The organism is Agromyces sp. NPDC060279 (genome assembly GCF_042726785.1).
Lineage (GTDB): Bacteria > Actinomycetota > Actinomycetes > Actinomycetales > Microbacteriaceae > Agromyces.
On the sequence record NZ_JBHXBK010000009.1, the window covers coordinates 12218 to 25123 of the forward strand.

12 protein-coding genes are annotated in these 12906 nt (G+C 73.5%); 2 read left to right on the top strand and 10 right to left on the bottom strand.

The features are described 5' to 3' along the window. Position 1 precedes the first annotated feature (1 nt). The 5 genes from ACFWE1_RS16930 to ACFWE1_RS16950 form a co-directional block, all read right to left on the bottom strand. Positions 2 to 1684, bottom strand: coding sequence for a dipeptide ABC transporter ATP-binding protein (locus ACFWE1_RS16930; RefSeq protein WP_376934606.1), 1683 nt, complete (start codon positions 1682 to 1684; stop codon positions 2 to 4). Then, positions 1681 to 2547 carry an ABC transporter permease gene (locus tag ACFWE1_RS16935; protein ID WP_376934608.1) on the bottom strand — a complete coding sequence of 289 codons (867 nt, stop codon included), beginning with the start codon at positions 2545 to 2547 and terminating at the stop codon, positions 1681 to 1683. The genes ACFWE1_RS16930 and ACFWE1_RS16935 overlap by 4 nt, the downstream gene beginning before the upstream one ends. Further along, a complete protein-coding gene (locus ACFWE1_RS16940; RefSeq protein WP_376934610.1) occupies positions 2544 to 3578 on the bottom strand; it encodes an ABC transporter permease in 1035 nt (344 codons plus the stop codon). Before ACFWE1_RS16940 ends, ACFWE1_RS16935 begins: the two co-directional genes overlap by 4 nt. Next, complete coding sequence (locus ACFWE1_RS16945; protein WP_376934612.1) at positions 3565 to 5211, bottom strand: ABC transporter substrate-binding protein; 1647 nt, start codon at positions 5209 to 5211, stop codon at positions 3565 to 3567. Before ACFWE1_RS16945 ends, ACFWE1_RS16940 begins: the two co-directional genes overlap by 14 nt. A gap of 77 nt (positions 5212 to 5288) precedes the next feature. Next, positions 5289 to 6950: an amidohydrolase gene (locus ACFWE1_RS16950; protein ID WP_376934614.1), complete on the bottom strand. Its 1662-nt coding sequence runs from the start codon at positions 6948 to 6950 to the stop codon at positions 5289 to 5291. A 161-nt stretch (positions 6951 to 7111) separates the two neighbouring features. Here ACFWE1_RS16950 and ACFWE1_RS16955 point away from each other — a divergent pair, with 161 nt between their 5' ends. Further along, complete coding sequence (locus ACFWE1_RS16955; RefSeq protein ID WP_376934616.1) at positions 7112 to 7798, top strand: TetR/AcrR family transcriptional regulator; 687 nt, start codon at positions 7112 to 7114, stop codon at positions 7796 to 7798. Between the two features lie 70 nt (positions 7799 to 7868). Here the strand turns inward: ACFWE1_RS16955 and ACFWE1_RS16960 are convergent, their stop codons facing one another. From ACFWE1_RS16960 to ACFWE1_RS16980, 5 genes are all read right to left on the bottom strand, one after another. After that, complete coding sequence (locus ACFWE1_RS16960) at positions 7869 to 8282, bottom strand: hypothetical protein (RefSeq protein ID WP_376934618.1); 414 nt, start codon at positions 8280 to 8282, stop codon at positions 7869 to 7871. Positions 8283 to 8405: 123 nt separating this feature from the next. Continuing rightward, complete coding sequence (locus tag ACFWE1_RS16965) at positions 8406 to 8798, bottom strand: DUF1304 domain-containing protein (RefSeq protein WP_376934620.1); 393 nt, start codon at positions 8796 to 8798, stop codon at positions 8406 to 8408. Next, on the bottom strand, positions 8795 to 9262 hold the full coding sequence (locus ACFWE1_RS16970; RefSeq protein WP_376934622.1) for a GNAT family N-acetyltransferase: 468 nt from the start codon (positions 9260 to 9262) through the stop codon (positions 8795 to 8797). The genes ACFWE1_RS16965 and ACFWE1_RS16970 overlap by 4 nt, the downstream gene beginning before the upstream one ends. Positions 9263 to 9301: 39 nt before the next feature. After that, positions 9302 to 10249 (bottom strand): capsular polysaccharide synthesis protein, encoded by a 948-nt coding sequence (locus ACFWE1_RS16975; RefSeq protein WP_376934624.1) that lies wholly within the window; start codon positions 10247 to 10249, stop codon positions 9302 to 9304. A 10-nt stretch (positions 10250 to 10259) separates the two neighbouring features. Beyond that, entirely contained in the window at positions 10260 to 11171 is a 912-nt protein-coding gene (locus ACFWE1_RS16980; protein ID WP_376934626.1) for a CPBP family intramembrane glutamic endopeptidase, read from the bottom strand. A gap of 108 nt (positions 11172 to 11279) precedes the next feature. On the opposite strand from ACFWE1_RS16980, the gene ACFWE1_RS16985 reads away from it, so the two are divergent. Then, positions 11280 to 12734: an FAD-binding oxidoreductase gene (locus ACFWE1_RS16985; protein WP_376934628.1), complete on the top strand. Its 1455-nt coding sequence runs from the start codon at positions 11280 to 11282 to the stop codon at positions 12732 to 12734. Positions 12735 to 12906: the final 172 nt, after the last annotated feature.

Below are 12906 nucleotides of genomic sequence, written 5' to 3' on the forward strand. Positions count from 1 at the left end.
GCTAGGCCGCGGCCTCCCAGCTGGGCTTCGGCACCGAGTCCACGAGCAGGCGCGTGTAGGGGTGCTCCGGTTCGCGGAGCAGCCGCTCGCTCGGGCCCTGCTCGACGATCTCGCCGCGGCGCATCACGACGGCGCGCTCGCACACCCGGCGCACGACGCCGAGGTCGTGGCTGATGAAGAGCACGGTGAGGCCCCGCTCTGCTCGGAGCCGGGCGACGAGGTCGAGCACCTGCGCCTGCACCGAGACGTCGAGCGCGCTCGTGGCCTCGTCCATGACGAGCAGCTCGGGCTCGATCGCGAGCGCCCGCGCGATGGCGACGCGCTGCCGCTGCCCGCCCGAGAGCGTCTTCGGCCGCGCGGCGAGGTGGCGCTCGCCGAGCCCCACCGCCTCGAGCAGCTCGAGCGCCCGCGCCTCGGCGGCGCCGCGGTCGAGGCCGCCGTGCAGCCGCAGCACGTCCTGGATGGCGCGCCCTGCCGGGATGCGCGGATCGAGCGAGAGGTAGGGATCCTGGAACACCATCTGCACGCTCTTCGCGTGCGCGATCCGCTCGGCGCGACTGCGCGGGGCGGCGCTGCGTTCGCGGCCGCCGATGCGCACCTCGCCGCCATCCGGCCGCTCGAGTCCGACGATCATGCGGGCGAGGGTCGACTTGCCGGAGCCGGACTCGCCGACCACGCCGAGCGATCCGCCGCGCGGGATCTCGAGCTCCGCCTCGACGACGGCGTGGACCGGGGGCCGGCCGCGCAGCTGATACTGCTTGTCGAGCCCGCGCACCTCGAGCATCGGCCCGACGAGAGCCGAGGCATCCGTGCGCCCCGAGGCATCCGGGCGCCCCGAGGCATCCGGGCGCGCCGCGGCATCCGCGGGCGCTGCGGCGTGCGCTTCGGCGTCGCCGTCCAGGCTGCGCACCGCGATGCTCGGCGTCGCCTCGATGAGCCGGCGCGTGTAGTCCGCCTCGGGCGCCGTGAAGACGCGCCGGGCGTCGCCCGACTCCTCGACGCGGCCGCGGCTCATCACGACGACCCGGTCGCACAGCGAGGCCGCGAGGTTCAGGTCGTGCGTGATGAAGAGCATGCCCATGCCGCGCCGCTCGCGGAGTTCCACGAGCACGCGCACGATCTCCGCCTGCGTCGTGACGTCGAGCGCCGTCGTCGGCTCGTCGCAGATCAACAGCTTCGGCGAGCTCGTGAGCGCGCCGGCGATCATGACGCGCTGCAGCATGCCGCCCGAGAACTCGTGCGGGTACTGGCCGAAGTGCTCCTCGGGGCGCGGGAGCTGCACGTCGGCGAGGAGCTCGACCGCCCTGGCCCGCGCCTCGGCGGCGGATTTGCCCTCGCAGCGGCGGAGCGTCTCGGTCAGGTGGTCGCCGATGGTGCGCATCGGGTTGATGCCGGCACGCGGGTCCTGGAAGATCATGGCGGCCGCGTGGCGGCGGAGGTCCAGGATGTCGCGGGCGGGCGCGCCGATCACCTCGCGCCCGTCGAGCCGCACCCGCCCGCCGAGGCGGGAGCGCTCGGGCACGAGGCCGAGCACGGTGCGCGCGGTCAGCGACTTGCCCGAGCCGGACTCGCCGACGAGGCCGACGGTCTCGCCGGGCGCGACCGACAGCGAGATGCCGTCGAGCAGGCGCGTGCCGTCGTGCAGTTCGAGCGTGAGCCCGTCGATGTCGAGCAGCTGGCTCATGCCGGCACCCCTCCTCCGATGCGGTCGGAGAGCTCTTCTCCGATGATGTTCACGGCCACGACGACGAGCACCACGGCGACGGCCGGCACGATCGCGGGCAGGAAGTAGCCGCCCGCGACGCCCGACTGCGCCTCGTTGATCATCGCGCCCCAGTCGGGCGTCGGCGGTTGCACGCCGAGCCCGAGGAACGAGATCCCGGCGAGCTCCGCGAGCACGTAGCCGAAGTTCAGCGCCGACTGCGCGCCGACGATCGGCGTGACGTTCGGGAGCACCCGCCGGAACGCGATCCACGCGCCGCCGAACCCCTGCACCCGGTACGCCGCGACGTACGGCCGGGTGCGCTCGGCCTTGACGAGGGCGCGGGTGAGCCGGGCCACGAAGGGGGCGTAGGCGATGCTCATCGCGATCACCGGCGCCACGAGGCCCTTGCCGAACAGCGCGACCGCCATGATCGCGATGAGCAGCGAGGGGAACGCGAACAGCACGTCGAAGACGCGGCCGAGCACGGCGTCGATCCACCCGCCGCGCCAGCCGGCGATGAGGCCGAGCAGCATGCCGATGACCGTCGAGCCGATGACGACGAGGAGCGGCCCCAGCAGGGCGGTCCGCGCGCCGTAGACGAGCCGGCTCAGCAGGTCGCGGCCGAGGCCGTCGGTGCCGAGCCAGTGCGCGGCGCTCGGCCCGGCGTTCACGGCGGTGAAGTCGACCGCGTCGGGCGGGTACGGCGCGACGAACGGGGCGAAGACGGCGGCGAGCGTCATCACCGCGACGACGCCGCAGGCGATCGCGAAGACGAGGCTCGTGCGGTGGGCGCGGGGCGCGCGCAGCACCTTCACGGCGAGCGTGGGGGTCGGGGTCGTCATCTGGCACTGGCTCCTGCGGCGGATCGGGGGTCGATCCAGGGTTCGGCGAGGTCGACGATCGCGTTCACGACGACGAACGCGGTGACGACGAGCATCACGATCGCCTGCACGACCGGGAAGTCGAGACGGTCGACCGACTGCACGAGCAGCGAGCCGATGCCGGCGAGGCCGAAGGCGGCCTCGACGATCGTGGAGGCGACGAGGAGGCCGGCCACGAGCACACCGCTCACGGTGAGGATCGGGCCGAGCGCGTTGCGGAACACGTGCCGGCGGATCACGGTGGCCCGCTTCAGGCCCCGACTGGTGGCCACCTCGACGTGCTCGCGGCCGAGCTGCTCGACCATCGAGGAGCGGGTGACCTTGCCGACGAGCACGACGAACACGATCGCGAGCGCGATCGACGGCAGCACGAGGTGGGAGACCATGTCGCCGAAGCCCTGGCCGGAGCCGAAGGTCGGGAACCAGCCGAGCTGCACGGCGAAGATCGCGATCAGCACGATCGACCCGACGAACGAGGGGATGGCGCTCAGCACCGTCAGCCCGATGAGCGTCAGCCGGTCGAGCGGACGGCCCTTGTTGAGGGCCGCCACGATGCCGGCGGAGAGGCCGACGATCGCGATCAGGAGGCCCGACATGACGACGAGCATGAGCGTGACGGGCAGGCGCTCGCCGATCACCGTCGAGACGTCCTGGCGGTACTGCAGCGAGCGACCGAAGTCGCCCGTCAGCGCACCGCCCAGCCAGTTCAGGTACTGCTGCCAGGGTGGCAGGTCGAGGCCGTACTGGGCGGTGACCTGCGCGATCGCCTCGGGGCTCGGCTTGCGGCCGCGGAGGAGGAAGCTCACCGGGTCGCCCGGCACGAGGAAGCGCGAGAAGAACACCAGCAGCGAGGCGAGGAAGAGGGTGAGCGCGAGCCCGCCGAGCTTGCCGGCGACCCGGCGCACCCCGGCGGCCGACCACCGCCCGCGGCGGGGCGCCTCGGCCGCCGCCTCGCGGGCGGCGACCGAGACGGTGCGACTATCGAGCGCCAATGGTGGCCGCCCACGGGGAGTAGAGGAACGCGATCGACGGCGCGACGCCGGTGATCCGCTCGCCGACGAAGACCGGCATCGGCCCGGCGAAGAGCGGCAGCCAGGGCAGCTCCTCGTTCGCGATGTGCTGCAGGCGGCTCGTGAGCTTCGCCCGCTCCTCCGGGTCCATGGTGCCGACCGCCTGCGTCGCGAGCTCGTCGAACTCGGCGTTCGACCAGTTGCCGTAGTTGCTGAACTCGCCGGTGCGGAGCACGCCGTACATCTCCAGCGGGTCGGGGCTCGACAGGTACCAGACCGTGTAGAAGAGGTCGACGTCCTCGCGCGCGCTCGGGTCGGAGAAGAGCGCCGTGTACGCGTTCGGCGTGACCGTCTTGATCTCCGCCTCGAGGCCGATCGACTGCGCCGCAGCGGCCGTCGCCTGCGAGACGACGGTGAAGTCGTTGCCGATCGGTGCGGTGGCGAAGACGATCTTCTGCCCGGTGGCGCCCGCTTCCTCGACGAGCGCCTTGGCCTGCTCGAGGTCGTTCGGGTACTCCTCGAGGCCCGAGAAGGCCTCGTCGCGGGTGGCTTCGGACGCCTCGCCCCAGACGGATTCCTGCGTCAGGGCGTTCGACACCTCGCCGTAGCCCTTCGCCGCGGCATCCAGGATGCCCTGCCGGTCGAGCGCGAACATGAGCGCCTTGCGCACCCGGAGGTCGCCGAGCGGCCCGTCGAGGTTCGAGACGATGAGGTTCGACGTCGCGGTGCTGAGCCCGAAGTAGACGTCGCCGGCGCCCGAGGCCTGCAGCTGCGGGATGCCGTCGACGGGGAGCATCCAGCTGCCGTCGACGTCGCCCGACTTCAGTGCGTTGACGCGGGCGGTCGCGTCATTCATGAAGACGAAGCGCACCTCGCCCGACTTCGCGCGGAGCGACTCGTCCCAGTAGCCGTCGAAGCGGGTGAGCGTGATCGACTCCCCCGACTTCCACTCGCTGAGCTCGAACGGCCCCGTGCAGTTCACGAGTCCGGTGGAGTTGCCGTAGTCGGTGCCGTCGGCGGCGAGCGTGGCCGCCGACTCGACGACGCCGGCCGAGCCGCCGAGGCCGAGGTTGAACTGGGAGTCGGGGATCGTCGTGGTGACCGTCACCTGGCGGTCGCCGGTCTGCTCGATGCTCGCGACGTTCTGGTAGACGGAGTACCAGGAGGAGCCGACGGCCGGGTCGAGGTGCCGGCTCATCGAGGCCACGACGTCGGCCGCGGTGAGCGGCGTGCCGTCGTGGAAGCTGACGCCGTCGCGGATCGTGTACACCCAGGTGGTCGGGCTCGTCTGCTCGTACGCCTCGGCGAGCCCGGGGCTCAGCGTGTAGTCGGGGTTCAGCCGCAGCAGCGACTCGCAGACGTTCGAGAGCACCATGTTGTCGGCGTAGTCGAACGCGTAGGCGTAGTCGAGCGAATACGGCTCGGCGTAGTTCGCCCAGGTGAACGAGTCGATGTCGCCGGACGGCGCCGGCGTCTCGGTGCTCACCTCCCAGTCGGGGGCTGCGGTGGGGGCGTCGGATGCCGGCGCGCAGGCGCTGAGCGCGAGCGCGGCGGCCGCGGCGCCGGCGGTCAGCGCGACGATGCGCCGGCCGGTGCGGGGTCGGAGGACTGGCATTGGGGGCTCCTCTGGGTGCGGTGGATGGACGGATGCAGCGGTGCTGGTGCGTGCGGTGCTGGTGCGCGCCGCGCCGCTCAGCCCGCGTCGAGGACGGCGTAGACGCACTCGCCCTCGATCCAGGTCGAGCGGACGGCGGCGCGGTGGAGCTCCTCCGGCGCGAGCCCGAAGGGGTCGGGTGCGACCACCACGAGGTTCGCGAGGTAGCCCTTGCGCACGTGGCCGGTGTCGTGATCGCGGTGGTTCACGTACGCGCTGCCCGAGGTGTACGCGGCGAGCGCGGTCTCGAGCGTGAGGCGCTGGTGGGCTCCGCCGAGCGGTTCGGCGTCGAGCCCGGGGGCCACCCGGGTGACCGCGATGTGGATCGCGGCGAGCGGGTCGGCGGTCGAGACGGGCCAGTCGCTGCCGGCCGCGAGCCGGGCGCCGTCGCGGACGAGGTCGCCGAAGGGGTACTGCCTCGCCTCGGCGCCGTCCTGCAGGAACGGCAGGGTGAGCTCGTCGATCTGGTCCTCGTGGGTGGCCCAGAGCATCTGCAGGTTCGCGACGGCGTCGAGCTCGGCGAAGCGCGCGGTGTCGGCCTCGTCGACGATCTGCAGGTGGGCGAGGTGGTGACGCCCGTCGCTCGGGCCGTTGGCCGCGCGGGCCGCGGCGACGGCGTCGAGCGCCTCGCGCACGGCGCGGTCGCCGAGGGCGTGGAAGTGCACCTGCACCCCCTCGGCGTCGAGCCGTTCGACGGCCTCGCGGAGCAGCTCGGGGTCGATGAAGGAGAGCCCGCGGTTGTCGGTGTCGTGCCCGTGGTGGTCGCGGTAGGGGGCGAGCATCGCGGCGGTCTGGTTCTCGGCGACGCCGTCGACCATCATCTTCACGGTGGCGAGGGAGAGCCGCTCCTCACGGCCGAGCGCCGCGACCTCGTCACGGAGGGCGAGGAGCCCGTCGATCTGCTCGAGACCGGCGTCGCGCCGCCACCACTGCGAACCGACGACGTGCACCTTGAGTTCGCCGGCGTCGAGGGCGCGGCGGTAGGCGGCGAGCGGGTCGTGCACGCCGCCGCCCTGGCCGACCATGGCGTCCTGCCAGCCGGTGATGCCGAGGGCGAGCAGCTCCTCCTGGGCGCGGAGCAGGCCGCGATAGGCGAGGGCCTCGCTCGTCGCGGGCCGCACCTCGGCGAAGAGCTCCATGGCGCCCTCGTGGAAGGTGCCGGCGGGCGTTCCGTCGGCCTCGCGCTCGATCCGCCCGTCGACGGGGTCGGGGGTCGCGGCGTCGAGCCCGGCGGCGCGGATGGCGGCGGTGCTCGCCCAGGCGCTGTGGTGGTCGCGGCTCATGAGCAGCACGGGCCGGTCGCCGACCGCGGCGTCGAGGAGGCCGCGGGTGGGGGCGCCTCCCGGGTAGTGGTCCATCGACCAGCCGCCGCCGAGGATCCACGGCTCCTCGGGGTTGGCCGCGGCGTACGCCGCCACGAGCGCGACGGCCTCCTCGGCGTCGGCCGCGGAGCTGAGTTCGCACTGCAGCAGCTCGATGCCGCCGCCGACGGGGTGGATGTGCGCGTCCTGGAAGCCGGGCGCGAGCAGGGCGCCCTCGAGCTCGACGATGCGGGTGCCCGGGCCGCGGAGGGCGTCGGCCTCGGCATCGGGGACGACCGCGGTGATGCGGCCGCCGGCGACGGCGACCGTGTGGCCTCGGAGCGGGGATCCGGTTCCGGTGAACACGGACCCGCCGGTGAACAGGACGTCGGCAGTCACGTCGCCTCGCTTCCTCATCGAATGGACGAGGCGAGCGTACTCAGCGCGCAACACTGATGTCAACACTGTTGACAGCATTGCTGCGTGACTTGCTACGCTTCCCGAGCCTCCGCACCGCCTCGGCGTGGCAGCATGGAGGCGACGCGGAGCGAAGGAGCGCCATGACGACAGCCACCGACACCACGGCTGGCGCGAGCGCGCGCGGCAAGGCCCGGCTCGACCACGACTCGATCGTGGCCGCCGGCCTGGAGCTCGCCGCGGAGACGCGGGCGACCACGCTGTCGGTGCGGGAGCTCGGCGCCCGGCTCGGCGCCGATCCGACGGCGATCTACCGGCACTTCCGCAACAAGGAGGCGCTCATGCAGGCGCTGCTCGACGAGCTCAATGCGCGCTCCGTCGCGGCGGTGCGCGCCCCGCTCGACGACTGGCGCGGACGCATCCGCCAGCTCGGCGACGCGACGCTCGAGCTCTTCTGCGCGCACCCGGCCGTCGCCGCCGAAGCGGTCGTGCTCACGACGCACGGCCGGGGCGAGCTCGACGCGATCGAGCTCATGCTCGACGCCTTCGCCCGCGCGGGCCTCGCCGAGGAGGAGCTCGTGCGCCACTACGCCCTGCTCGCCTCGCACGTGCTCTCGACCGCGGCCGGCATCGCGCGCAGCCGCAGCGAACGCGGAGCCAACGACGACGGCACGAGCCCCTGGTTCGACGCGCCCATCCTCGCCGACGCCCGCAGCCATCCGCGCGTCGCCGAGTTCGGCACCCGCCTCGTCGAGCTGGAGGACCGCGAGCTGTTCCAGCTCGGCATGGACGTCATCATCGCGTCCGCCGAGCGCGCCGCCGCGCGCTGAGCCCTGGAAACGACGGAGCGCGCGGCACCCGGGGAGGGATGCCGCGCGCCCGTGCGTGCGTGACCTGGCGTCAGGCGGCGCAGGCCGAGGTGACCTCGTTCGCGGCGGTCTGGATCGCGGACTGCTGGGCGGCGAGCGCCTCGGCGTCCTGCGTGCCATCGGCCGGGATGGTCGCGGCGTAGTCCGCGGCGTCGCCGAGGGCGGTCTTCAGGCCCTCGAGCGCGTCTTCCACCTTGGTGTCGTCGCCGGCCTGCTCGTCGAGCGCGTCGACCCGGTCCTCGAGACCCTCGAGGTAGGTCTTCGTCGCCGCACCGTCGGTCGCCGTCGCGAGCGTGTTCTGCGCGCCGTTCGAGACGTTGCGGACCTCGCTGCGGATGGTGTCGCAGCCGTCCTTCGCAGACGTCGAAGCGGCGTCGCCCGAACCGGACGTGGCGCAGCCCGAGAGTAGCAGGGCACCCGCGAACACGAGTGCCGTCGTCGTCATGAATCGTTGCATTGTGTGCAACCTCCCCTGTTCTGTTGTGACCACGGGAGTCTACGCCGCACCGGGGACGCCGGCTCGCCAGCCCCAGTCCGAGTGCCGTGCGCGCGGCTGGACGACGGGGCCTCAGGCGGTCGCGAGGCCGATCCAGAGCGCGACGACGCCGAGCAGCGGCGGCCCGAGCTGGATGAGCGCGGCGCGCGCCTTCGACGGGCTCGACAGCAGCAGCACGAGCCCCGCGGCGACCATCATGCCCGCCCCCGCGAAGACGAGCGTCGCACCCACGGCGGGCGCCCCGGCCGCGAACGCGACGATGCCGGCGAAGACGGCGAGCGCGAGGAACAGGTTGTAGAAGCCCTGGTTGAACGCGAGGGCGCGCGTGAGCTGCGCCTCCTCGTCGCTGCGGATGCCGAAGGTGGCGCGGGCGCGCGGGCCCGTCCAGATGAGCGACTCGAGCACCCAGATGTAGACGTGGATCAGCCCGCCGAGGCCGGCGAGCACGAGCCCCGCGGCGATCACGCGGCGGCCCTCGCCTCGCGGCGCAGGTGGAGCAATGGGAACGGGCGGCCCTCGCCGTCGAGCTCGGAGCGGCCGACCTCGACGAAGCCGCGCGCGAGGTAGAAGCCGCGCGCCACGGGGTTCTGCTCGTTCACGTCGACTCGCAGCTCGCCGCCGTCGGCGCCGACGGCGTCGAGCAGCCGGGTGCCGATGCCCTGGCCGTGCCTGGCCGGGTCGACGAAGAGCATGCCGATCTCGCCGTCGTCGTGCGCGATGAACCCGACGACCTCGCCCTCGCCGTCGCCGCCGTCGACGACCGCGACGCGCAGGTCGCCGAGCTGCGGCAGGTAGCCCGCGACGACCTCCTCATACCAGTCGACATCGGCCGGTGCGAGGAAGTGATGGGTCGCCTCGACGCTCGCGCGCCACAGCTCGAGCAGGCGCGGGTGGTCGCTCGGCGCAGCCGATCGGATCGTGGGTGCCATGCAAGCACGATACGCGACGCCGCCGACGCGGGTCGCCGTTCAGCCGCCGAGGCCGTCGCCGGCGAGCAGCCGCTCCAGCACGGAGCCCGGCGGCACCGCGTCGTACTTGTAGCTGAGCTTCTGCAGCGGGGCGGCGTCGAGGATGCGGCGCACGGTCGAGCTGCGCCAGGGCTGCATCATCTCGAGCTGCAGCAGGTGCGCGGAGGTCGCCGACAGTGACGGCGCGGCATCCCACTGGCCTCGAGCCTCCGGCACGAGCGCCTGGATCACCTCGAAGATCCGGTGGTAGAGGAAGTAGTCGGGCAGTTCGTCCGTCGACTCCCACCAGGCGTCGAGCGCGAGCCGCTGCAGCACGAGGACCGGGGCGCCCGGCTGCGCCGCGATGAACCAGTTCGCGATCTGCCGCTTCGCCCAGCGCGGGAACACCACCCCGGCGCGGAGCAGCCGGTGCAGCTCGGGATCCAGCGGCCGGTCGACCCAGGCCGTGGCATCCGCCCAGACGCCGCCGTGCTCGGCGAGCACCCTGGTGCGCACGTAGTCCGAGAAGTGCGCGGGGCGGGCGTCCTCGAGCAGGGTCGCGACGCGCTCGGGGATCTCGACGAGCTCGCGCGCGGATGCCCCGTCGAGCACCCGGGCGTGCGGGTACGTGCGCCGCAGCTGGGCGATGCAGGCCTGCACGAGGGGCGGCGCCTCGTCGATCGGCCGGTTCCAGAACGTGAACACGCGGTCGCTCGGCACCGGACGCGCTGCGAAGGCCCGGGCCGAGCGGCGCGCACGCCAGCGGGCGAACGGCGGCGGGGCCTCGGGCAGCCCGGCCGCGAGCCGCAGCTCGCCGAGCCGCGGCTGCAGCAGCTGCACGAGGCGCAGCGAGGTGCGCAGCGAAGCGGCGAGATCGATCGTCCCCTCGAAGCGCGCCGAGCGTTCGAGCTGCGCGCGCAGGCCCGCCATCACCCGGTCGAGTTCGGGGATGCCTCCGGCGCCGCTCATGCCTGAGCGCTCAGCCCTGCCGCGCCGGGGTGTCCGCGCCCGCGACCGTCGCGGCGAGCGGGGTCGCCCGGCCGCGGATGAAGATGAGCAGCAGGAAGCCGCCGATGATCAGCAGGATCGTCGCCGGCGCGGTGAGCGCGAGCAGCGGGCTCTCGGCCGCCGCGCCGCCGGTCTTGTCGACGCCGCCGGTCGCGAGGAAGGTGGTCGGGTCGGTCAGGCCGTGCAGCACGATCGCCCAGACCAGGCTTCCCGTCACGCGCATCGTCAGGTACATCAGGATGCCGAAGGCGAAGGTGTAGAGGAGCGTGAAGCCCACGGCCTCGACGCCCTGGCCGGTGAGCGCGTTCACCGAGTGCATGAGCGAGAAGAACAGCGCCGACACCGCGGCGACGGCCCATTCGGCGTGCCCGGCCTTGCGCATCAGGGTGACGACGAGGCCGCGCGTGACGAGCTCCTCCGAGAGGCCGATGAAGAGGCCCGCGACGAAGGTCATGACGATGACCCCCGCGGAGTAGCTCGCGTAGTCGGTGCCGAAGAGCCGCAGCACGATCGGGATGAGCACGAGCACCGGCGCGAGCCACATCCACCAGCGGCCTCGCACGGGCTGACGGCCGAACAGCGGCCGCGGCAGCCAGCCGAGCGACCAGGCGAACGCGAGCAGCACGATGGAACCGAGGATCACCGGCAGGGCGAGCCCGGCGAACACGCTGCCGGGCGTCGCGAAGAGGTTCTCGTCCATCACGGGCCGGGTGAGCGGGAGCAGCACGATCGGCAGCAGCTGGTACACGGCGAGGTAGACCACGACGACGATGAGGGCCTTCCACCAGCCGCCTCGGTTCCAGAATGCGCGCCAGCCGCGCTCGCGGGTCTCGGGGGCGTCGGGCTCGGGGGTGGATGCGTCGGCGAGGGAGGCGTCGGTCACGGAGAGTCCTCTCGGCAGGGTCCCCGATCGCCTCGCGCGGTCGCGCGACGGGCCGAGGTCAGTTCAGACGGTAGTCGAGCGGATGGCCCGCGCGGAAGCGGCGCGAGGGTGTTCGTGTTCGTGCTCGTGCTTGCGTTCGTGCTCGTGCTCGCGTTCGTGCTCGTGTTCCGGGGGATGGCGCATGTCGGCGGGCCCCGCTACCGTCGCGCTATGACCTCGACGGCACTCACCGCCCTCGCCGAGCGCTTCGGCGACCGACTCGTCCTGCCCGGCGACGCCGCCTACGACGAGGCGCGCGCACCGTGGAATCGGGCGGTCGACCAGCGCCCCGCCGCCGTGGCGAGCCCGCGCGACGTCGACGAGCTGCGCGCACTCCTCGAGGCGGCGCGCGCCGACGGCCTGCAGCTGGCGGTGCAGCCCGGCGGCCACGGGGCCTCCGGCTCGCTCGAGAGGGCCGTGCTCCTGCGCACCGTGCACTTCGACACCGTCGAGGTCGACGCCGAGCGCCGGGTGGCGCGCGTCGGGGCCGGCGTGGGCTGGGGCCGCGTGCTCGCCGCGCTCGAGGGCACAGGGCTCGTCGCGCTCTCGGGGTCCAACCGCGTCGTGCACACCGTGCCGTTCCTGCTCGCGGGCGGGCACTCCTGGTTCAGCCGTGAGCACGGGCAGGGCTCCGCCTCGCTCCTCGCCGTCGAACTGCTGACCGCCGACGGCGAGCATCGCTGGGTGCGCGACGCCGACGACCCCGAGCTGCTCTGGGCGTTGCGCGGCGCAGGCGGCGCGTTCGGCGTGGTGACCGCCGTCGAGCTCGAGCTGTACCCCGCGCGCGAGCTCGTCGGCGGCCGTCTCGCCTTCGACGGAGCCGAGCTCCGGCCCGTGCTGCAGGCGGCGCTCGCGGCACAGGCGGCCGCGCCGCGCGAGGTCGCCCTGCACGCCGGGGCGATGCGGCTGCCCGATGTCGAGGCGGTGCCCGCCGAACTGCGCGGTCGCACGATCGTCACCGTGCAGGCCGTCTCGACCGACGGCGCCGAGGCCCTCGAGGCCGTGCTCGCCCCGGTGCGGGCCACCGGCACCGTGCAGCTCGACACGATCGCGCCGATCGGCATCGAACAGCTCGCGGTCGTGGCCGACGAGCCGACCGAGCCGAGCGCGGGCTACGGCTGGGGCCGCTTCGCCGACCTCGACGCCGACGGTCTCGACGCGCTGCTCGACACCTGGCAGTCGCCGGCGGGGCAGGCGATCATGCTCATCGAGTTCCGCGGGCTCGGCGGGGCGCTCGCCGAGTCTCCCGAGCGTCCGGCCATTGCCGGAGCCGTGCCGCACGCGCACGTCGTGAGCGCCCGTGCGGTGGCCGTGCCCGGCATCGAGCCGGCCGTGCAGGCGGGCTTCGCCGCGATCGCGGCGGCGCTCGGCGAGCAGGTGACCGAGCGCACCTTCGCGACGTTCCTCGAGGGTGAGCCGAGCTACCTCGGTGCCTACGACCGGGCCGACGTCGAGCGCGCCGACGCGGTGCGCCGCCGCCTCGACCCGGAGGGCCGCTTCCGCGGCAACCGCGTCTTCGTCTGAGCCGCCGCCCTGCCACCCGTCCGCCTGCCGCTCGCCACGCGCGGCAAGACGTCAGTATCTGCGGGTGCGCGGCCTCCCCGACCCGCAAATGCTGACGTCGCGCCATCCGCCCGCGCCCGGCCCCGGCCCGCCCGCCACCGGCCCCGCCCGCCCGACACCCCGCCCACGCCAC

What these genes read in the sequence shown, in the direction of transcription:
- ACFWE1_RS16960 (WP_376934618.1), bottom strand. Translation starts at nt 8,282, where the DNA reads ATGACGACGACGGCACTCGTGTTCGCGGGTGCCCTGCTACTCTCGGGC.
- ACFWE1_RS16975 (WP_376934624.1), bottom strand. Translation starts at nt 10,249, where the DNA reads ATGAGCGGCGCCGGAGGCATCCCCGAACTCGACCGGGTGATGGCGGGC.
- ACFWE1_RS16945 (WP_376934612.1), bottom strand. Translation starts at nt 5,211, where the DNA reads ATGCCAGTCCTCCGACCCCGCACCGGCCGGCGCATCGTCGCGCTGACC.
- ACFWE1_RS16930 (WP_376934606.1), bottom strand. Translation starts at nt 1,684, where the DNA reads ATGAGCCAGCTGCTCGACATCGACGGGCTCACGCTCGAACTGCACGAC.
- ACFWE1_RS16970 (WP_376934622.1), bottom strand. Translation starts at nt 9,262, where the DNA reads ATGGCACCCACGATCCGATCGGCTGCGCCGAGCGACCACCCGCGCCTG.
- ACFWE1_RS16935 (WP_376934608.1), bottom strand. Translation starts at nt 2,547, where the DNA reads ATGACGACCCCGACCCCCACGCTCGCCGTGAAGGTGCTGCGCGCGCCC.
- ACFWE1_RS16955 (WP_376934616.1), top strand. Translation starts at nt 7,112, where the DNA reads ATGACGACAGCCACCGACACCACGGCTGGCGCGAGCGCGCGCGGCAAG.